The organism is Pseudomonas sp. Z4-7, from assembly GCF_051131965.1.
In the GTDB taxonomy this organism is placed as follows: Bacteria; Pseudomonadota; Gammaproteobacteria; order Pseudomonadales; family Pseudomonadaceae; genus Aquipseudomonas.
This window is the reverse complement of the sequence record NZ_CP071642.1, coordinates 6,088,049-6,107,080: the sequence shown is the minus strand read 5'-3', so window position 1 is coordinate 6,107,080 and position 19,032 is coordinate 6,088,049. Positions and strand designations below refer to the sequence as shown.

Genomic DNA, 19,032 nt, shown 5'->3' with positions numbered 1-19,032 from the left:
GGCGATCAAAGGACATAAAAAAGGAACACAGCGAAACGGTATCGGTCACTCATTAGGCACCTCCACATATGCCCAGGTACCGTGCCTGGCGCATCGAACTCACGGGTCCTGGCCACGGCGGGGATCGCAACGAGGAGTCATGCCTGATGAGCACTAAAAAACCTGCCGCCCCCAGCCAGATGGCCGGGACCGACACGCTGGATCGCAGCAATACCAACGCCAAGCTGGAGAGCCTCGAGCAGTTTCGCTCCGATGCCACCGAACAGGCCTTGCGCACCAACCAGGGCGTGAAGATCGCCGATAACCAGAACACCCTCCGCGTCGGGCCGCGTGGGCCGTCGTTGCTGGAAGACTTCATCATGCGTGAGAAAATCACGCATTTTGACCATGAACGTATTCCCGAGCGCATCGTTCACGCCCGAGGGACCGGTGCCCATGGCTACTTTCAGGCCTACGAATCGCATGCGGCCTTGACCAAGGCCGGTTTCCTGCAAGACCCAGGTAAAAAGACGCCAGTGTTTGTACGTTTTTCCACCGTGCAGGGCCCACGGGGTTCCGGTGACACGGTGCGGGACGTGCGCGGCTTTGCAGTGAAATTCTTCACCGACGAAGGCAACTTCGATCTGGTGGGCAACAACATGCCGGTGTTCTTCATCCAGGATGCGGTGAAGTTTCCTGATTTCGTCCATGCGGTGAAACCCGAGCCCCATAACGAAATCCCCACCGGCGGATCGGCCCACGACACCTTCTGGGACTTTGTCTCGCTGGTACCGGAGTCGGCTCATATGGTGATCTGGGCGATGTCCGACCGGGCAATCCCGAAAAGCCTGCGTTCCATGCAGGGTTTCGGCGTGCACACCTTTCGCATGATCAACGCTGAAGGCCGCAGCAGCTTCGTCAAGTTCCACTGGCGGCCCAAAGCCGGGACCTGTTCCCTGGTATGGGACGAAGCCCAGAAGCTCGCGGGCAAGGACACTGATTACCACCGTCGCGATCTCTGGGAGTCGATCGAGATGGGCGACTACCCCGAGTGGGAATTTGGCGTACAGATCGTCGCCGAGGAAGACGAGCACAAGTTCGACTTCGACCTGCTCGACCCGACCAAGATCATCCCCGAAGAGCTGGTGCCTATCACGCCGCTGGGCAAGATGGTGCTGAACCGCAACCCGGACAACTTCTTCGCCGAAGTCGAGCAGGTTGCGTTCTGCCCCGGACATATCGTGCCGGGCATCGATTTCAGCAACGACCCATTGCTGCAAGGTCGGCTATTTTCCTACACCGATACGCAGATCAGCCGACTCGGTGGGCCGAACTTTCATGAGCTGCCAATCAACCGCGCCATCACCCCGGTGCACAACGGCCAGCGTGATGCCATGCACCGCACCACTATCGACAAGGGGCGCGCGTCCTACGAGCCGAACTCCATCGATGGCGGCTGGCCGAAGGAAACCCCGCCCGGTCCGCAGGATGGTGGTTTCGAAAGTTATCCGGAGCGCATCGACGCCCACAAGATCCGTCAGCGCAGCGATTCGTTCGGCGATCATTTCTCCCAGGCGCGGCTGTTCTACAAGAGCATGAGTCCCCACGAGCAGGAGCACATCATCGCGGCGTACAGCTTCGAACTGGGCAAAGTGGAACGTGAGTTCATCAGGGCGCGGCAGGTGAACGAGATTCTCGCCAACATCGATCTGGAACTGGCCGGGCGAGTTGCGAAGAACCTTGGATTGCCGGCTCCCACTGCCGGTACGGTCGATGTTCCGACACCTTCCCTGGAGGAGTCCCCGGCATTGAGCCAGGCCAATCTGCTGTCCGGCGATATCAAGACCCGCAAGGTCGCGGTGCTGGTGGCCAACGGTGTCGAGGGGGCAATCATCGATGCGCTCAAGCAGGCACTGGAAGCCGAAGGGGCCCACGCGAAAATCCTCGGTCCAACCTCCGCGCCGGTGACCACCGCCGCTGGGCAGACGCTGCCGGTGGATGCGTCCATGGAAGGCTTGCCGTCGATTGCCTTTGACGCGGTGTTCGTGCCAGGCGGGGTGGAGTCGATCAAGGCGCTGAGTGCCGATGGCGTGGCGTTGCATTACCTGTTGGAAGCCTACAAGCACCTGAAGGCCATCGCGCTGCATGGCGAAGCGCGGCAATTGCTGGTGTTGTTGAAGCTGGAGGCGGATGCGGGGCTGATTCCGGACGCTGATGCGGGCAAGTTCCAGGCGTTTTTTGACGCGATTGCCCAGCATCGGGTTTGGGCGCGGGAGCCTAAGGCCAAGGCAGTTCCGGCTTGATGGGTGTCTGAAAAGGGATTAGTTGCTGGTAGGACGCCTTCGCGAGCAGGCTCGCTCCCACAGGGATACGTGTCGATCACAACACCCATGTGGGAGCGAGCCTGCTCGCGAAGCTTTCAGTGCTTACGCGGAGTCAGAACCACCTGCGCCGGCACGCTGCGCAAGATCTGCTTCTGCAGTTTCAGATCAAACCCGGGATCGAGTTTCTTCACCCGCTTGGTCAGCAATGTCGCCAACCAAGGGTAATCATCGGTGCGCGGTGCCTGGATGCTGACGTCGCACTGATAATTCACCACATCGGCGGCGATGGCGTCCAATTGATGACGCATTTTCTGGATATCGCCGATATTCAGCGCAACCGTGGTGCTCTGCGCACTCGGGTCGATCACCCTTGCAACCGGCTTGGCTTCGGCGGCCTGGAGGGCGGCTTCGGCTTTTTCCAGCTCGGCCTTGCGGGCCTGGGCGATCGCACTGTTCACTTCGCCGGTAAGTGCCGGCGCTTTTGGCATCAGCGCGCGAGCCCGGCTCAGGGCGGTGGCGGCGGCGTTTACATCGCCTTTTTGCAGGTCGATCTGGCTGCGGCGCAAGTACGCCTCGGCCAGTTGCCGCTGGTAAGGCTCCAGCGACGGATCTTCAGGCGTCTGGGCTTGCAACGCGGCCAACTGGCCTTCTGCTGTGGCCAATTCATTGCTGGCCAGGCTCTGTTCGAGCTGCGCGACGGCCGGGCCCCGGGTATCCGGGGTTTCGACGGTCGGCGGCGTGCTCTGGCAGGCGCCCAGCAGCAGGGAAAACGCGACAAGGAGCAGATAACGGGAGGCGAACGGCTTCATTCCTGCGACTCTCTAATTGCGCAAAAAGCGAGCAAGTCTACACCCCTCGACGGGGCAGGACAAAACTCAGCAGAAACAACGCCGCCGCGCTGACCACGATCGACGGTCCGGCCGGAGTGTCCTTGAACCACGACAACGCCAGCCCGCCGCACACCGCGAGCATGCCCAGCAGGCTTGCGCCCAAGGCCATCTGCTCCGGTGAGCGGGCGTGACGCTGTGCCGCAGCCGCCGGAATGATCAGCAATGAAGTAATCAGCAATACACCAACGATCTTCATCGCCACGGCAATCACCACTGCGATCAACAGCATCAGCGCCAATCGCAGGCCCACCACAGGCAGGCCCTCGACCCGTGCCAGTTCCTCATGGACGGTAACCGCCAGCAACGGACGCCACAGCGCCACGAGCAACAGCAATACCGCCGCGCTACCGCCGAGGATCCAGGCCAGGTCCATCGGACTGATCGCCAGCAGATCGCCGAACAGATAGGCCATCAGATCGATCCGCACGTCGCGCATGAAGCTGAGCACCACCAGCCCGAGGGACAGCGTGCTGGGAGCCAGGATGCCCAGCAGGGTGTCGGACGCCAGCGGCTGGCGCTGTTGCAAGGTCACCAGCACCACTGCGAGCAGCAGGCAACCCACGGTCACCGCGATGGCGGGGCTGACGTCCAGCAGAAACCCCATGGCCACGCCGAGCAGCGCCGCGTGGGACAAGGTGTCGCCGAAATAGGCCATGCGCCGCCAGACCACGAACGAGCCCAAGGGGCCGGCCACCAGCGCCAGCGCCAAACCTGCAAGCAGGGCGTACAACAGAAAATCAGCCATGCTTGCAGCCGTCTCCATGAACATGAGTGGAAGCAGAAGGAGCGCTGACCACCGAACCGTGCAGGTCATGGGAATGGTCATGATGGTGGTGATAAATCGCCAGGCTTTGTGCGTTTTTTCCGAACAACTCGACAAAGGCCGGATCGCCACTGACTTGCTCGGGATGCCCGGAGCAGCAGACGTGACGGTTGAGACAGACCACCTGGTCGGTGGTGCTCATCACCAGGTGAAGGTCGTGCGACACCATCAATACTCCGCAGCCGTGGCGGTCGCGCAGGCGGGTGATCAAGCTGTAAAGCTCGGCCTGTCCCGCCACATCGACGCCTTGCACGGGCTCGTCGAGCACCAGCAGCTCGGGCTCGCGCAAGAGGGCGCGAGCGAGCAATACACGCTGCATCTCGCCGCCGGACACACTCTGCACCGGGCTGTCGATCACTTGCTCGGCGCCGACTTCCTTCAGCGCCGCCAAGGCTCGCTCGCGGTCGACGCCCGGCACTAGGCGCAGAAAGCGCAGCACGGACAGCGGCAAGGTCGGGTCGACGTGGAGTTTCTGCGGCATGTAGCCGACACGCAGCCGGGGCTTGCGCCAGACGCTGCCGCTGTCCGGCTTGAGCAGGCCCAGCACGGCGCGCACCAGGGTGGTCTTGCCGGCGCCGTTGGGGCCGATCAGGGTGACGATCTGCCCCGGTTCGACGCTCAGGTGAATGTTGTCCAGCACGCTCTGCCCGGCGAACGTCACGGCCACCTGTTCGAGGCGGATCAACGCGTTGCTCATCAGGCCCCCTGGCAACCGGAGCACAGGCCGACCACTTCGACGGTCTGGGTGTCGACCACGAAGCCGACGTCCTTGGCGCTGGCGACGATCGCGTCGCTGATGGACTTCTGTTCCAGCTCGATGGCCGCATGACATTCGCGGCAGATCAGGAACTGGCCTTGGTGGGCGTGCTCCGGATGGTTGCAGCCAACGAAGGCGTTCAGCGAAGAAATGCGATGTACCAAGCCGTTTTCCAGCAGGAAATCCAGCGCCCGGTAGACTGTCGGCGGCGCGGCGCGGCGGCCGTCCTGCTCGCTGAGTACCGCGAGGATGTCGTAGGCACCCAGCGGCTTGTGGCTTTGCCAGACCAGCTCCAGCACTCGCCGACGCAAGGCCGTCAGCCGCAGGCCCTGGCGCGCGCAAATGGCATCGGCCTCGGACAGCGCGCTGTGCACGCAATGGGAGTGATCATGGGGACGACTGGCAAGGGGGGTAATGGGCATGGGCAGCGACGAGTTTAGTGAGAGACGTTATTATGTTACCCGTTCTCGCCTCTTCGAGTGGTCATCGTGTCCCGAATTTTTTCGCTCTTTGTCGCTTTTGTCGCAACATTTCTGCTGATTGGCCCGGCCCGGGCCGACGTCAAGGTGCTAACCAGCATCAAGCCGCTGCAACTGATTGCCGCCGCGGTGCAGGACGGCGTGGCCGTTCCGGAAGTGCTGTTGCCCCCTGGTGCCTCGCCTCACCACTATGCGCTGCGGCCATCCGACGTAAGGAAGGTGCAGTCGGTGGACCTGCTTTACTGGATCGGCCCAGACATGGAAGGTTTCCTGCCGCGTGTGTTGAATGGTCGCACGCAGCCCTCCGTCGCCGTGCAGGATCTGCCGGGGCTCAAGTTGCGTCATTTCGCCCAGGACAGCGCGTCCCACGAGGACGAAGAGCATGCCGACGAACATGACCACGACCATCGTCCCGGCACCGTGGATGCCCACTTGTGGCTGTCGCCGCTGAACGCCCGGGTGATCGCCGCCAAAATGGCTGCCGACCTGAGCGCGGCGGATCCGGCGAACGCGGCCCGCTATGAAAGCAACCTCAAGGCTTTCAACCAGCGCCTCGATGCGTTGGACGCACGCCTCAAGGCGCGTCTGGCCGGGGTCGCAGGCAAGCCGTATTTCGTGTTCCACGAAGCGTTCGACTATTTCGAGGACAACTACGGCCTCAAGCACGCCGGGGTTTTCGCCGTGGCCGCCGAGGTCCAGCCCGGTGCCCAGCACGTGGCGGCGATGCGCACACGCTTGCAGGCGGTGGGCAAGACTTGCGTCTTCAGCGAACCGCCGCTGCGTCCGCGCCTGGCCGAAACCCTGGTGGCCGGGTTGCCGGTCAAGCTGGCTGAGCTGGACGCACTGGGTGGCTACACCCCGGCGACGGCGCAGGGGTATGAGCAGTTGTTGGAAAAGTTGGGCAATGATCTGGCGGGGTGTTTGGAGTCGCTATAGCCTGCTACCGCATAACCCGTGGCGAGGGAGCTTGCTCCCGCTGGGCCGGTCCGACGCTTCGGGCGAAGCGGCCCTAAAAATCTAGCGGTCGCTGCGCAACCGAGCGGGAGCAAGCTCCCTCGCCACAAAGGCATTCACATCCGCCGGTCAGAGGGCGAACGGCAACACCGTATGAACCGTCTGCCGCTGCGCCAAGCGCTGCTGGAACTCCATCGGATCGTGGATCAACACATCTTGCCCCGCGAACGATTCGGCGGCGATCAACCGCGACAGCCAGAACCGCACGCATGCCACACGCAGCATGGTTGGCCACAAATGCGCCTCGGCGGCGGTGAACCGCCGTAGCGCCGCATAGGCGCCCAGCAATGCCCTCGCCCGTGGGCCATCGAGCACACCGTCGTCATTCGAACACCAGTCATTCAACGCGATGGCGACGTCGTACAGCATCGGCCCGGAGCATGCGTTGTAGAAGTCGATCAGTCCGGTCAGGTGCGTGCCCTCGAACATCGCATTGTCGCGGAACAGGTCTGCATGGATGTTGGCGCGGGGCAGCGCCAGGATGCCGACCTTCCGCAGCGCGATTTCGTCCAGCGCAGCTTGCAGCAGCTGACGGGCCTCTGCATCGAGGTGCGACAGCAGATTGCCGCCCTCCTCCTGCATCCAATCCAGGCCGCGATCAGTCTTGCGTTTGATCATGTTGTCCTTGGTGGCCAAGTGCAGATGCGCAAGCAATTCACCGACCTGGGCGCAATGCTGGGCGTTGGCCTGCTTGACGTGCTTGCCGGCCAGGCGCGGTTGCAGCAGCGCCGGTTTGCCGGCCAGTTCCCTCAGTGCAACCCCCTCGGTGGTGCGCAAGGCGTAAGGCACCGGAAGATTGGCGCCGTGCAGCACGTCCAGCAGTTCGATGAAGAACGGCATCTCCTGCACCGGGCCGCGCTCGACCAGCGTCAGGACGAACTCACCCTGTTCCAGGCTGATGAAAAAATTGGTGTTTTCGCTGCCGGCGGCGATCCCCTGGAAATCAAGCAGGCGGCCGAGCCCGTAAGGGGCGAGAAAGGTTTCCAGCTCGGGCCGAGCCAGGGGCGTGAACACAGACATGGTTAGAACTGCCAGTACGGGCGCCCTTCAGCGGGCGCCGGTTGAAGTCGCGAGCGGTATCACCACTCAAAAATTTTCCACGAAGGGATCAGCATATCCGGCTGGTCCGAACGAATGAAATTTGCATCAGTGCCGTCGGCGCGTACCAAGAAATAAGGCTTGCCGTTCTTGGGCGTGACCTTGATCGCATACAAAAAGCCGTTTTGCCGATATTCCTGAATGGTTCTGTCGCCTTCGGTGCGGATGGTGACATCCGGGTCCGCCGAAGGAGCGTCATCCGCCGCCATGACGGCCAACGGTGTGAATGCAAACAAGCCAGCCAGTAACAGGCGATTTAGTGTACGCATGATAACCTTGTCCCTTTGTCGTCAACGGTCCCGCTATTCTAGCCCCGGACCCGCCGAAAAGGTTGATCCTGCTCATGAGCCAAGCCCCCCTCGTCCTGGTGGACGGTTCTTCTTATCTGTACCGCGCCTTTCACGCGCTGCCACCGCTGACCACGTCCAAAGGCCTGCCGACCGGTGCGGTCAAGGGCGTGCTGAACATGCTCAAGAGCCTGCGCAAGCAGTATCCGGACAGTCCGTTCGCGGTGGTCTTCGACGCGAAGGGTGGGACGTTTCGCGATGCGCTGTACGCCGAGTACAAGGCCAATCGCCCAAGCATGCCCGACGACATGCGCGTGCAGATCGAGCCGCTGCACGCCAGCGTCAAGGCCCTTGGCTTCCCCTTGTTGTGCGTGGACAACGTCGAAGCCGACGACGTGATCGGCACCCTGGCCCGCAGCAGCGCCGCGGCCGACCGCCCGGTGGTGATTTCCACCGGCGACAAGGACATGGCGCAGCTGGTCGACGGGCACATTACCTTGGTCAACACGATGACCGGTAGCTCACTGGACGTGGCTGGCGTGAAGGAGAAGTTTGGCGTCGCTCCGGAGCAGATCATCGATTATCTGGCATTGATGGGCGATTCGTCCGACAACATCCCGGGTGTTCCGGGCATCGGGCCGAAGACCGCATCCGGCCTTCTGGTGGGCGTCAACGGTGGCCTGACCGAGCTGTATGCGCAACTGGACATCGTTGCCACGCTGCCGATTCGCGGTGCCAAGACCTTGGCCGCCAAGCTGGAAGAGCACAAGGAAATGGCGTTTCTTTCCTACGAGCTGGCGACCATCAAGACCGACGTTCCCCTGGATATTGGCCTCGACGATCTGCAGATGGGCACGCCGGATCACGAAAAGCTCGCCGAGCTGTACACCCTGTTGGAATTCAAGAGCTGGTTCGAAGAAAACCAGCGCGACGCCAAACGTGCCGGGCAGGAAATCGTTGAAATCGCTGATGAGCCAGCGGCGGGCGTCGAGAAGCGGTATGACCTTATCCTCGATCAGGCGAGCTTCGACGCCTGGCTGGCCAAGCTTGAAAAGGCGCCGCTGTTTTCCCTGGTCACGCAAACCAACGGTGGCGACGCCCAACACTCGCAACTGGTGGGGTTGTCCTTCGCGGTTGCGCCGTTTGAAGCGGCTTACCTGCCGCTGACGCATTCCTACATGGGCGTGCCGGAGCAACTGGACCGCGACACCGTGCTCAAGGCGCTCAAGCCATTGCTGGAAAATCCGGACAAACTCAAGGTCGGCCAGCATGCCAAATTCGAAATCAACATCCTGGCCAATTGCGCTATCGATGGTGATCAGAACAACGGCATCCTGGTGCAGGGCATCGCTTTCGACACCATGCTTGAATCCTATGTGCTCGATTCCACGGCGACTCGTCACGACATGGACAGCCTGGCGCTGAAATACCTTGGGCAAAGCAAGACCGATATCCAAGACATTGCCGGCAAGGGCGTAAAGCAGCTGAGTTTCGATCAGATCTCCCTCGAACTTGCCGGCCCATACGCCGCTGAGGATGCTGACGTGACCTTCCGCCTGCACCAGGCCTTGCAGGAAAAACTCGCCGTCACGCCAAGCCTGGGCAAGGTGCTCAACGAGATCGAAATGCCGTTGATGCCGGTCCTGGCGCGTATCGAGCGCCAAGGGGCGTTGGTCGATGCCAACCTGCTGGGCGTCCAGAGTGTCGAGCTGGGCGAGAAGCTGGTGGCACTGGAGCGTGAGGCATTTGCCATCGCCGGTGAGGAATTCAACCTCGGCTCACCGAAGCAATTGGGCGTGATCCTTTACGAAAAACTCGGTTTGCCGGTGCTCAGCAAAACCGCCAAGGGCCAGGCATCGACTGCCGAAGCGGTGCTCGCCGAACTGGCCGAGCAGGATTATCCGCTGCCCAAGGTGCTGATGCAGTACCGCTCGCTGAGCAAGCTCAAGAGCACTTACACCGATCGCCTGCCGGAGCAGATCAACAGCCGCACCGGGCGCATTCATACGTCTTATCAACAGGCTGTGGCCGCCACCGGACGTCTTTCATCCATTGACCCGAACCTGCAGAACATCCCGATCCGCACCGCCGAAGGGCGGCGGATTCGCCAGGCATTCGTCGCGCCGAAAGGCTACAAGCTGCTGGCAGCGGACTACTCGCAGATCGAATTGCGGATCATGGCCCACCTGGCCAAGGACGCAGGACTGCTCCATGCGTTTCGCAACGACCTGGACGTGCACCGCGCCACCGCTGCCGAGGTATTCGGGGTCGAGCTGGACGCCGTCAGCCATGACCAGCGCCGTAGTGCCAAGGCGATCAACTTCGGCTTGATCTATGGCATGAGCGCGTTCGGCCTCGCCAAGCAGATCGGCGTGGATCGCAAGCAGTCCCAGGCTTACATCGACCGCTATTTCGCGCGTTACCCAGGGGTGCTGGAATACATGGAGCGCACCCGCGCCCAGGCCGCCGAGCAAGGCTTCGTCGAGACCATTTTCGGGCGCCGGTTGTACCTGCCGGACATCAACGCGAAAAACCCTGCCCTGCGCAAAGGCGCCGAGCGCACCGCGATCAACGCGCCGATGCAGGGTACGGCCGCCGACATCATCAAGAAAGCCATGGTGGCCGTCGATGGCTGGCTGGCGACGTCAGGGCTCGATGCGAAAGTCATCCTGCAGGTGCACGACGAATTGGTGCTGGAGGTTCGTGAGGACCTAGTCGACCAGGTGAGCGCGCAAATCCGCCAGCACATGAGCGCCGCCGCCACGTTGGACGTGCCGCTGCTGGTGGAGGTGGGCGTGGGCAATAACTGGGACGAGGCGCACTGATTCCCACGTCCTGAGGCCTAGGGCTCTTGTGGCGAGGGAGCTTGCTCCCGCTCGGCTGCACAGCAGCCGTAAACCGGGCGATTCGGTCTTCTCGAGGGAATGCAGGGGCCTGCTGCGCAGGCCAGCGGGAGCAAGCTCCCTCGCCACGGGGGAGTCGGTGTCAGCCCAGCCAACCCATTCCACATTGAATGAGCGAAACTCCAGGTAGGGCATGGTTAGCTCTGAAAATTCCTACGGTTATTACCGAAAATAATCTGAACTAAACCCGTGAATTGCTACTCAGAGATTCTGAATGGCTGGTGAAGCCCTTCAATGCTCCTATGTTGTGTTAAGTGTTGGCAGATATCTGGACCCCGCCCTAGCGGTCCGGAACTTGGACCCCGAACTTCCCCCTCCCCATACGAAGTCCGGGGTTTTTTTTGCCTGCGATTTGGCTTACTCGGCCGCTTCGCTGCCCTTGTCCGCCAATTCCATCCAGTCCGCCAACACCGTGTAGGCCTCTTCAAGGCCCATGCGCTTGGGCGCGGAGAACAGCTGGATGGTGATTGTGTCGCCCCAGCCCTTGCGAATTTCCGACTGCACTTTGAGCAGGGTGTTTTTCGCTGCCCCGTAGGTGAGCTTGTCGGCCTTGGTCAACAGGATGTGCATCGGCATGCCGCTGGCAACGGCCCAATCGAGCATCAGCAGGTCGAAGTCGGTCATTGGATGGCGGATGTCCATCATCAGGATCAGACCTTTCAAACTCTCGCGGCTGCCCAGGTAGGCTTCCAGGTGACGCTGCCAATGTTGCTTGAGCGGGATCGGCACTTTTGCGTAGCCATAACCGGGCAGGTCGACCAAACGGCGTTCATCGTCTAGCTTGAAGAAGTTCAAGAGCTGCGTGCGGCCCGGGGTTTTCGAGGTGCGTGCAAGGCTGGCATGGGTCAGGGTGTTCAGCGCGCTGGATTTACCGGCATTGGAACGCCCGGCAAAGGCCACTTCGAAGCCCTCGTCGTCAGGGCATTGATCGACTTTGGCGGCGCTGAGCATGAAGGTGGACTGTTGGCACAGGCCGAGGATGGGGTTTTTCAGTTGCATGGGATTTCCGATGTGGGCGGCGTCGGGAATGGACGCGGCAAGCTGTGTCGTTTCCGTTTCAGTGACGCCAGTATATAATGCCGCAGATTTTGTGTGCGCTTTGTCCCAGCGTAGGATGAAGTTCACGGGAGCGACCGACCGAAATTGCGCACTAGAACGCAGCTCGCTCTCAACCCTGAAAAGGTCGTTTTATGACGAAATGGCTGCTAGCTGCCGGTGTCTTGATGCCGCTTTACAGCGCTCAGGCTACACAGGATCCGGAAGCTGTGTACAACCGTGTTTGTGGTGCCTGTCATTCCGGCCAACTACCCACGGCGCCCCGCAAGGGTGACCGCGAAGCCTGGACGCCGAGGTTGGCGAAAGGCATGGGGACGCTGGTGCAACACGTGACCCAGGGTTTCAAGGCGATGCCGCCGCGTGGTTTGTGCATGGACTGCAGTGCCGAGGATTACCAAGCCATCATCCAGTGGATGAGCGAGTAAGCCCGGTCCATAACTCTTAACCCTTAGCCGTAGTTGGATTAGCTGATGAACAAACTGATCGTGAGTCTGCTGTTGACCTTGGGGATATCCGGTGTAGCCCACGCCGCAGGCGATGCTGCCGCAGGCCAGGCGAAAGCCGCCGTGTGCGGAGCCTGCCACGGTCCGGATGGCAACAGCATGGCGCCCAACTTTCCGAAACTGGCCGGCCAGGGTGAGCGTTACCTGGTCAAGCAGTTGAAGGAAATCAAGGACGGCAAGCGTGTCGTGCTGGAAATGACCGGCCTGCTGAACAACCTGAGCGATCAAGACCTGGCGGACATCGCGGCCTACTTCGCCAGCCAGAAAGGCAGCGTCGGCGCCGCTGATCCAAAACTCGTGGCACGGGGTGAGGCGCTGTTCCGTGGTGGCAACCTGGCCAAGGGCCTGCCAGCCTGCACGGGCTGCCATTCGCCTGACGGCAAGGGCAACGCCGCCGCCGGCTTCCCGCATCTGGGTGGCCAGCACGCCCAGTACATCACCAAGCAGTTGACCGATTTCCGCAAGGAAGAAGGCGGTCGTGCCAACGACGGCGACGCGATGACCATGCGCACCATCGCCCGCAAGCTGAGCGACGAAGATATCGCGGCAGTCTCGAGCTACATCCAGGGCCTGCATTGAGGCGGCTGCAAGGGGGAAACCTCTTGCAACGTTAACGCCCGATTAATCCGTCGGTGCAAACATCAAAAGGGTGGCTTTGGCCGCCCTTTTTTGTGGCCGCTGCCGTTACACTAGCGAAACTGAACCCGTGGCGGCCTGTCTGAAAAACACGCCCCGCGAGGCCACCTCATTGTCCAGGAGTAAAGCATGCGTAATCTGATCATCAGCGCCGCGCTCGTCGCCGCCAGCCTGTTCGGCGTGACTGCCCAAGCGGCTGAAAAGCCCGCTGCCCCTTATGTCGAATTGAGCAACCCCGTTCCGGTGGCGGTGCCTGGCAAGATCGAGGTCGTGGAGCTGTTCTGGTACGGTTGCCCGCATTGCTATGCCTTTGAGCCGGTCATCAACCCATGGGTTGAAAAGCTTCCTTCGGACGTGAATTTCGTGCGCATCCCGGCCATGTTTGGCGGTCCATGGGACGCCCACGGCCAGATGTTCCTGACGCTCGAATCCATGGGCGTTGAGCATCAGGTTCACGCAGCGGTGTTTAATGCCATCCAGAAAGAAAAGAAGCGCCTGACCGATCCTGAAGAAATGGCCGAGTTCCTCGCCACCCAAGGCGTCGACAAGGACAAGTTCCTGGCAACCTTCAATTCCTTCGCCATCAAGGGCCAGATCACCAAGGCCCGCGAGTTGGCAAAGAAATACGAAATCACCGGCGTACCAACTATGGTCATCAACGGCAAATACCGCTTTGACATCGGCTCCGCTGGCGGCGCAAACGAAGCGCTGCAACTGGCCGACCAGCTGATCGCCAAAGAGCGAGCGGCCACCAAGGCTGCCGCCAACTAAGCGCGGCCACGTCCATGGCCCGCTGGAGTACCGAACGCATCGTTGGCCTGCATGAACCGCAGGTCAATGAGCATCACGTCACGTCCACGGGCCTGCCCGCCGACAATCGCCTGCGGTTGCTCAGCTTCAACATCCAGGTGGGCATCAGCACCGAGCGCTACCGGCACTATCTGACCCGGGGCTGGCAACACCTGCTGCCGCACACCGGGCGAGCCGGCAACCTGCAGAAGATCGGCGACCTGCTGAAGGATTTCGACCTGGTCGCTTTGCAGGAAGCCGACGGCGGCAGCCTGCGCTCCGGCTACGTCAATCAGGTCGAACACCTCGCCCAGCTGGGCGCGTTTCCTTATTGGTACCAGCAACTCAATCGCAACCTCGGTCGTCTCGGCCAGCACAGCAATGGCGTGCTGAGTCGTCTGCGGCCTTGGGCGATCGAGGATCACCCGTTGCCGGGCCCCAAGGGGCGCGGAGCGATCCTGGCGCGTTTCGGCGAGGGTCCGGAGGCGCTGGTAGTGGTGATGATGCACCTGGCTCTCGGGGCTCGGACCCGAACCATGCAACTGGCCTACATTCGTGAGTTGATTGGCGGCTACAAGCACCAAATCCTCATGGGCGACATGAATACCCATGCCAATGACCTGTTGCAGACCTCACCGCTGCGCGACCTTGGCCTGTTGGCCCCACAACTGGAAGCCACGTTTCCCAGCTGGCGCCCCCAGCGCTGCCTGGACCATATCCTGCTGAGCCCTACCTTGGCCCTCGAACGGTTCGAAGTGTTGGCCCAGCCCATTTCCGATCACCTGCCGGTCGCGGTCGAAATACGTTTGCCGGGTTCGCTCACGGCCGATGCATTTCCCGCGCTGAGTCCTGCCCCTCGCGGATCCGATGAATGAGCGACGACGCCGAACGCTGGAGAGAGAAGTACCTCAAGAGCATCGAGCAACAGGAAAAGCTCGAGCGTCGCTGGGACGCCCGGCTCGACCTGCTGCGTCGTGGCCTGGTGCGCAGCACCCTGGCCGCCGAAGGCACCGATCGCGCGGTAGACCAGTGCATGAAAGAGATGCGCGAAGTGGTGCGCACCGATGACATGGACGCCGCCCTCGCCGCCCTGCTGCCGCGCCTGGAAAAAGCCGTACTCGATTCCGAGCAGCGCCGCGAGACCCGGGTAGAACAGATGAGCGCCGCGTTGACCGCCCTGGTCGTCCAATTGCAAAAGCTGCCGCTGCCGAAGGACGTCAGCCGGCCCCTGAAGAAGTTTTCCAAGCAACTGGAGACCCGGGTTGGCCAGGCCCGGGAAATCCCGTTGCTGCTCAGCGAGCTGAGCAGCCTGCAGGGCAAGGCGCTGGGCGCGCTGGACGCGCCCGACGAGCCGAGCCGTCCGGGTCTGCTGCAACGATTGTTCGGCGGCCATGGCCATGAAGAGCCGCTACCGTCGCCCGAGCCTGCCCAACCCGGCGCTACGCCTGAGCCGAAGGCGGTTATTTCGGCTTCTGCCGAGCCGACAGCCGAAGCGCCCTCCGCCGCACCTGCACCTGCACCTGCACTTGAACCTGAACCTGAATCTGAACCTGAACCTGAACCGCTGGTCGAGCACGCCCCCACACCAGATGCGCCGCCAGCGCCGGTTGAGTCCCATGCTCCGGTCGACGAGCCTGCCCCGGCGTCCGTGCCAACATCGGTTGCCTCTGTTGCCCAGCCGACCGCCGAGCCGGCACCGATCGACCCTGAGCCCGCCGAACCGGTACCGGCGCTCGACAATCCCGACGAACTGACGCCGGGTGAACCGCCGCTCGATGAGGCACCGATCGCCCCTGCGGAACCCGCCGAACCTGTGGCGCTTGAGGCATCCGCTGATCCCGATGAGACCCACTACGCCCTGCCCGACTCCCCCGAACCGTCCTACAGCTCGGTCGCCAGGCATATCGAAGATACCTTGCTGGGCCTGCTGGGCGACCTGACGCTGCCCGAGCGCCACCGTCCGCAAGCCGAGGCCATGCGCGAGCGCCTGCGAAACGGCTTGAACTGGTACGAATTGCTGCCGATCCTCGACGATCTGGCGGTCCTCATGCTGGCGATCACCGACAGCGGCCAGCATGAATTCGAAGCGTATCTGCAGCGACTCAACGATCGGCTGGAATCATTCCAGAGCACGTTGCAGGCCGCCAGCGAGGACCACGCCGATAACCTGTCCGCCTCCAGGGAAATGAACAACCAGATTCGCGAGCAGGTGGATGGCTTGCAGAGCAGCGTGCAGCAAGCCGACGACCTGGAAGGCCTCAAGCAGGTACTGGAGAATCATCTCGAAGGCCTGATCGGCACGATGGATCAGCATCAGAAGCAGCGTGACCAGCGTGAGAAGGAAGTTTCAGCCCGTCTGAAAAGCCTCGCCGAGCGCGTTGCACTGATGGAACAGGACGCCCTGATTGTCCGGGAGAACCTGGAAGAGCAACGGCAAAAAGCGCTCATCGATCCGCTCACCGGGCTGCCCAACCGTGCCGCCTGGACCGAGCGTCTCGAACATGAGGTCGAGCAGTGGCAGCGGCACGGCAACAGTCTGTTGATCGCCATGCTCGACCTCGATCATTTCAAGCGGATCAACGACAACTACGGTCATCTGGCCGGTGACCGAGTGCTCAAGCTGATTGCCTCGGTACTGCGCAAGCGCGTGCGCGGCAGTGATTTCATTGCCCGTTTTGGCGGTGAGGAATTTGTCCTGCTGGTGCCAGACACGTCGCTGGCCGCAGGCGCCAAGCTGGCCGAGGCCTTGCGCGCCGCCATCGAAGCCTGTCCGTTCCACTTCAAGGGCGAGCCGGTCACGGTCACGGTATCCATGGGAATGACCGCGTTCAAGCCGGGCGAACACAGCGATCTGGTGCTGAAAAGAGCCGATCAGGCGCTATATCGGGCTAAAAGCGCGGGACGCAACCGGGTGGAGTTGGGCTAAGGCGCAACTTCCTTTTTGTGATATCCAATTCCCGGTCGGATCATTGCTGGGCGATACGTTACACTGTTGCATTATTTTCTTCGGGCATGTCCTCGCCATGAAATTTTTCCCGATCATTCTTTCGTTGATTGCCTTGGCCGGATGCGCCAGCGGCCCTCGGCTCGATACCAGCCATCCTTCCGTCAACCACGACAGCCGCATCCAGTTTGTCGTGGTTCATTACACCTCCGCCTCCCTGGAACGCTCCCTGGCCCTGCTGACCCATGGCGAAGTCAGCGCCCATTACCTGATCGGCGACGATAAGGACGCCACCATCTACCACCTGGTGGATGAAAGCCGGCGCGCCTGGCATGCCGGGGAAAGCGAATGGCAGGGCCGAACCTGGCTCAACTCCAGTTCCATCGGCATCGAAATCGTCAATCAGGGCTATGTCGACACGCCTGAAGGACGTCGTTGGTACCCCTACAGCGAAGCCCAGGTGCAATCGTTGATTGTCCTGCTCAAGGACATCACCCGTCGTAACGGGATCAATCCGGTCAATATCATTGGCCACAGCGACATTGCCCCCATGCGTAAGCTGGACCCCGGGCCGCTGTTTCCCTGGAAACGCCTGGCGCAAGCGGGCCTGGGTGTCTGGCCGGACGAAGGGGCTGTCGCGCGTCAGCAGACGGCTTATGCGGGACAACTGCCCAGCGCCAGCTGGTTCCAGGCTGAACTGGCCCGCCTTGGCTACCCGACGCCACGGACCGGCGAGTGGGACGTCGCCACGCATCAGGTATTGGCCGCCTTCCAGATGCGCTACCGGCCAAGCCGTTTCGACGGCGCGCCGGACGCCCAAAGTGCGGCGATTTTGCAGGTGCTTAACCAGACAAAATAATGACGCTCGTCCGACTGATCGGGCCGAATCCAAAACAGCAGCTATAACTCATTGGTAACTTTCGGATTACCGATGATGACGGCTGCACGCGAAACCCTGCAGAGTTGGCTCCATCGCCCTATTTTCCTGGCGATGATGGCGGCTGCCCTGAGTACGGTGCTGCTGTTGGCCGGGAGCCTGTTTGTAGTGATGCAGCAGATACAGCAGCGTGAAAGCGAGCAGATGAATGCCCAGGGCGAGCGTTTCCTGCAGCGGCTGGAACAGCTTTTCGGGCAGTTGCGCGAGAGTCTCGACGATTTGCAGGCGCAACCGCTGCGCGGCTGCAACGACGACATGATCGCCACGTTGCAGCAGGTGAGCTTCAACTACCGCTTTGTCTATGAGGCGGCTTATCTGGATGCCAACGGTGTCTGCTCGAATCGTCCGCGCCAGAGCGGTATGTCGTTGGTGCGTCCGCCCGATTTGCGCGGCCCGGCCTACAGCTACTGGCTCAACACCACCACCGAGCCCGACGAGAACCGCGCGGCGTTGATGTTGGGGCGCGGCAATTTCCGTGTCGCCACGTCCCGCGGGCACCTGACCGATGTGGTCGACCTGCCGCCCGGCAGCAGCCTGCTGGTGGTCCTGGATCATGGTGAGCGGGCGATTCCGGTGCTGGGCAGCGCGCAGCGTTGGCCTCCGACAGAGCCTTGGCCACTGAAAAGCCAACAGTCTCTGCAAGTGACCCAGACCCGGCTGATCTATCGGATGCCGACCGACAATCCGGAGTACCAACTGGTGCTCATTGCACCGCGCAACGGCCTGCGCATTCCGGCCAATGCCTGGTGGATGTTGCCCATCAGCCTGATGCTGGGGCTGGGGATCGGCTTCCAGGTCTTCCTGCTGGTGCGCCAGCGCCAGTCCATGGATGCCGAGTTGCACGGGGCTATCCGGCGAGGTGAGTTGCAGGTCTTGTACCAGCCGATCTTCGATCTGCACAGCCGCAACTGCGTCGGTGCCGAAGCGCTGCTGCGCTGGCGGCGGCCGGACGGCACGCTGACCAGTCCGGACCTGTTCATCCCGATGGCGGAAAATACCGGGCAGATACGCCAGATCACCGATTTCGTCCTGCAGCGGCTGTTCGACCAGTTGGGCCAGCTGTTACGGGCCAACCCGCACCTGTATATCTCGGTGAACCTGGCGGCGTGTGACGTGATGGTGCCTCGCATCGGCGAGGTGATTGCCCGCTTGTTGGCGCTGCATCGGGTGTCGGCGCGCCAGATAGCGTTTGAAGTGACCGAGCGCGGCCTGGTTGATGTGCTGGTTGCGAGGGATAATTTGCAATCGCTGCGCGATGTCGGGCATCAGGTGCTGATCGATGACTTCGGCACCGGCTATTGCAGCCTCGCCTATCTGCAAACGCTGCCGGTTGATTGCCTGAAAATCGACAAGGCCTTCGTCGATGCGCTGGGTCATGACGCCGCCAGCAGTGGCGTGGCCCCGCACATCATCCGCATGGCCCACGCCCTGGAACTCAAGGTGATCGCCGAAGGCATCGAGCATGAGGCCCAGGCGTCCTACCTGAGCAGTGAAGGCGTGAAGTTCGGCCAGGGCTGGTTGTTCGCCCATGCGCTCAGCGCGGTGCAGCTTATCGAATTGATTACACGCGGGCGGCGCCTGCTTGGACGGCGCCTGGACGACGAAGCCTGATG

17 protein-coding genes are annotated in these 19,032 nt (G+C 61.8%); 10 read left to right on the top strand and 7 right to left on the bottom strand.

Annotation, left to right across the window (positions count from 1 at the left end; translation table 11 throughout):
• The first annotated feature begins 146 nt into the window (after positions 1-146).
• Positions 147-2,282 (top strand): catalase HPII, encoded by a 2,136-nt coding sequence (gene katE, locus J3P91_RS27610; protein WP_434602330.1) that lies wholly within the window; start codon positions 147-149, stop codon positions 2,280-2,282.
• Positions 2,283-2,398: 116 nt separating this feature from the next.
• On the opposite strand, the gene J3P91_RS27605 is transcribed toward katE, so the two are convergent.
• The 4 genes from J3P91_RS27605 to zur are packed head-to-tail and all read right to left on the bottom strand — an operon-like array spanning position 2,399 to position 5,195.
• Positions 2,399-3,112: a PA5502 family lipoprotein gene (locus J3P91_RS27605; protein ID WP_434602329.1), complete on the bottom strand. Its 714-nt coding sequence runs from the start codon at positions 3,110-3,112 to the stop codon at positions 2,399-2,401.
• Between the two features lie 37 nt (positions 3,113-3,149).
• Positions 3,150-3,938, bottom strand: coding sequence for a zinc ABC transporter permease subunit ZnuB (gene znuB, locus J3P91_RS27600; protein WP_249876777.1), 789 nt, complete (start codon positions 3,936-3,938; stop codon positions 3,150-3,152).
• Positions 3,931-4,713 (bottom strand): zinc ABC transporter ATP-binding protein ZnuC, encoded by a 783-nt coding sequence (gene znuC / locus J3P91_RS27595; RefSeq protein ID WP_434602328.1) that lies wholly within the window; start codon positions 4,711-4,713, stop codon positions 3,931-3,933. Before znuC ends, znuB begins: the two co-directional genes overlap by 8 nt.
• Positions 4,713-5,195 carry a zinc uptake transcriptional repressor Zur gene (gene zur, locus J3P91_RS27590; RefSeq protein WP_053126886.1) on the bottom strand — a complete coding sequence of 161 codons (483 nt, stop codon included), beginning with the start codon at positions 5,193-5,195 and terminating at the stop codon, positions 4,713-4,715. The genes znuC and zur overlap by 1 nt, the downstream gene beginning before the upstream one ends.
• A 66-nt stretch (positions 5,196-5,261) precedes the next feature.
• Here zur and znuA point away from each other — a divergent pair, with 66 nt between their 5' ends.
• On the top strand, positions 5,262-6,188 hold the full coding sequence (gene znuA, locus J3P91_RS27585; RefSeq protein WP_434570743.1) for a zinc ABC transporter substrate-binding protein ZnuA: 927 nt from the start codon (positions 5,262-5,264) through the stop codon (positions 6,186-6,188).
• A 147-nt stretch (positions 6,189-6,335) separates the two neighbouring features.
• On the opposite strand, the gene J3P91_RS27580 is transcribed toward znuA, so the two are convergent.
• Together J3P91_RS27580 and J3P91_RS27575 are read right to left on the bottom strand one after the other, a co-directional pair.
• Positions 6,336-7,286: a homoserine kinase gene (locus J3P91_RS27580; protein WP_434602327.1), complete on the bottom strand. Its 951-nt coding sequence runs from the start codon at positions 7,284-7,286 to the stop codon at positions 6,336-6,338.
• A gap of 59 nt (positions 7,287-7,345) precedes the next feature.
• Entirely contained in the window at positions 7,346-7,633 is a 288-nt protein-coding gene (locus J3P91_RS27575; protein WP_122567709.1) for a DUF2782 domain-containing protein, read from the bottom strand.
• A gap of 74 nt (positions 7,634-7,707) precedes the next feature.
• Between J3P91_RS27575 and polA the strand changes: the two genes are divergently transcribed.
• Positions 7,708-10,476, top strand: coding sequence for a DNA polymerase I (gene polA / locus J3P91_RS27570; RefSeq protein WP_434602326.1), 2,769 nt, complete (start codon positions 7,708-7,710; stop codon positions 10,474-10,476).
• A 435-nt stretch (positions 10,477-10,911) separates the two neighbouring features.
• Here the strand turns inward: polA and yihA are convergent, their stop codons facing one another.
• Positions 10,912-11,553, bottom strand: coding sequence for a ribosome biogenesis GTP-binding protein YihA/YsxC (gene yihA, locus J3P91_RS27565; protein ID WP_025211089.1), 642 nt, complete (start codon positions 11,551-11,553; stop codon positions 10,912-10,914).
• A gap of 191 nt (positions 11,554-11,744) precedes the next feature.
• On the opposite strand from yihA, the gene J3P91_RS27560 reads away from it, so the two are divergent.
• The 7 genes from J3P91_RS27560 (at position 11,745) to J3P91_RS27530 (ending at position 19,030) form a co-directional block, all read left to right on the top strand.
• Complete coding sequence (locus J3P91_RS27560) at positions 11,745-12,035, top strand: c-type cytochrome (protein ID WP_030138991.1); 291 nt, start codon at positions 11,745-11,747, stop codon at positions 12,033-12,035.
• Positions 12,036-12,080: 45 nt separating this feature from the next.
• Positions 12,081-12,692 carry a c-type cytochrome gene (locus J3P91_RS27555; protein WP_305497775.1) on the top strand — a complete coding sequence of 204 codons (612 nt, stop codon included), beginning with the start codon at positions 12,081-12,083 and terminating at the stop codon, positions 12,690-12,692.
• A gap of 186 nt (positions 12,693-12,878) precedes the next feature.
• Positions 12,879-13,520 (top strand): thiol:disulfide interchange protein DsbA/DsbL, encoded by a 642-nt coding sequence (locus J3P91_RS27550; protein ID WP_434602325.1) that lies wholly within the window; start codon positions 12,879-12,881, stop codon positions 13,518-13,520.
• 14 nt (positions 13,521-13,534) lie between these two features.
• A complete protein-coding gene (locus tag J3P91_RS27545; protein WP_434570753.1) occupies positions 13,535-14,413 on the top strand; it encodes an endonuclease/exonuclease/phosphatase family protein in 879 nt (292 codons plus the stop codon).
• A complete protein-coding gene (locus J3P91_RS27540; RefSeq protein WP_434602324.1) occupies positions 14,410-16,464 on the top strand; it encodes a diguanylate cyclase in 2,055 nt (684 codons plus the stop codon). The genes J3P91_RS27545 and J3P91_RS27540 overlap by 4 nt, the downstream gene beginning before the upstream one ends.
• A gap of 97 nt (positions 16,465-16,561) precedes the next feature.
• Positions 16,562-17,341, top strand: a complete 780-nt coding sequence (locus J3P91_RS27535; RefSeq protein ID WP_434602323.1) for an N-acetylmuramoyl-L-alanine amidase — start codon at positions 16,562-16,564, stop codon at positions 17,339-17,341.
• Positions 17,342-17,416: 75 nt separating this feature from the next.
• Complete coding sequence (locus tag J3P91_RS27530; RefSeq protein WP_434574327.1) at positions 17,417-19,030, top strand: EAL domain-containing protein; 1,614 nt, start codon at positions 17,417-17,419, stop codon at positions 19,028-19,030.
• Positions 19,031-19,032 lie beyond the last annotated feature (2 nt).

What these genes read in the sequence shown, in the direction of transcription:
- katE (WP_434602330.1), top strand. Translation starts at nt 147, where the DNA reads ATGAGCACTAAAAAACCTGCCGCCCCCAGCCAGATGGCCGGGACCGAC.
- J3P91_RS27605 (WP_434602329.1), bottom strand. Translation starts at nt 3,112, where the DNA reads ATGAAGCCGTTCGCCTCCCGTTATCTGCTCCTTGTCGCGTTTTCCCTG.
- znuB (WP_249876777.1), bottom strand. Translation starts at nt 3,938, where the DNA reads ATGGCTGATTTTCTGTTGTACGCCCTGCTTGCAGGTTTGGCGCTGGCG.
- znuC (WP_434602328.1), bottom strand. Translation starts at nt 4,713, where the DNA reads ATGAGCAACGCGTTGATCCGCCTCGAACAGGTGGCCGTGACGTTCGCC.
- zur (WP_053126886.1), bottom strand. Translation starts at nt 5,195, where the DNA reads ATGCCCATTACCCCCCTTGCCAGTCGTCCCCATGATCACTCCCATTGC.
- J3P91_RS27580 (WP_434602327.1), bottom strand. Translation starts at nt 7,286, where the DNA reads ATGTCTGTGTTCACGCCCCTGGCTCGGCCCGAGCTGGAAACCTTTCTC.
- J3P91_RS27575 (WP_122567709.1), bottom strand. Translation starts at nt 7,633, where the DNA reads ATGCGTACACTAAATCGCCTGTTACTGGCTGGCTTGTTTGCATTCACA.
- polA (WP_434602326.1), top strand. Translation starts at nt 7,708, where the DNA reads ATGAGCCAAGCCCCCCTCGTCCTGGTGGACGGTTCTTCTTATCTGTAC.
- yihA (WP_025211089.1), bottom strand. Translation starts at nt 11,553, where the DNA reads ATGCAACTGAAAAACCCCATCCTCGGCCTGTGCCAACAGTCCACCTTC.
- J3P91_RS27560 (WP_030138991.1), top strand. Translation starts at nt 11,745, where the DNA reads ATGACGAAATGGCTGCTAGCTGCCGGTGTCTTGATGCCGCTTTACAGC.
- J3P91_RS27555 (WP_305497775.1), top strand. Translation starts at nt 12,081, where the DNA reads ATGAACAAACTGATCGTGAGTCTGCTGTTGACCTTGGGGATATCCGGT.
- J3P91_RS27550 (WP_434602325.1), top strand. Translation starts at nt 12,879, where the DNA reads ATGCGTAATCTGATCATCAGCGCCGCGCTCGTCGCCGCCAGCCTGTTC.
- J3P91_RS27545 (WP_434570753.1), top strand. Translation starts at nt 13,535, where the DNA reads ATGGCCCGCTGGAGTACCGAACGCATCGTTGGCCTGCATGAACCGCAG.
- J3P91_RS27540 (WP_434602324.1), top strand. Translation starts at nt 14,410, where the DNA reads ATGAGCGACGACGCCGAACGCTGGAGAGAGAAGTACCTCAAGAGCATC.
- J3P91_RS27535 (WP_434602323.1), top strand. Translation starts at nt 16,562, where the DNA reads ATGAAATTTTTCCCGATCATTCTTTCGTTGATTGCCTTGGCCGGATGC.
- J3P91_RS27530 (WP_434574327.1), top strand. Translation starts at nt 17,417, where the DNA reads ATGACGGCTGCACGCGAAACCCTGCAGAGTTGGCTCCATCGCCCTATT.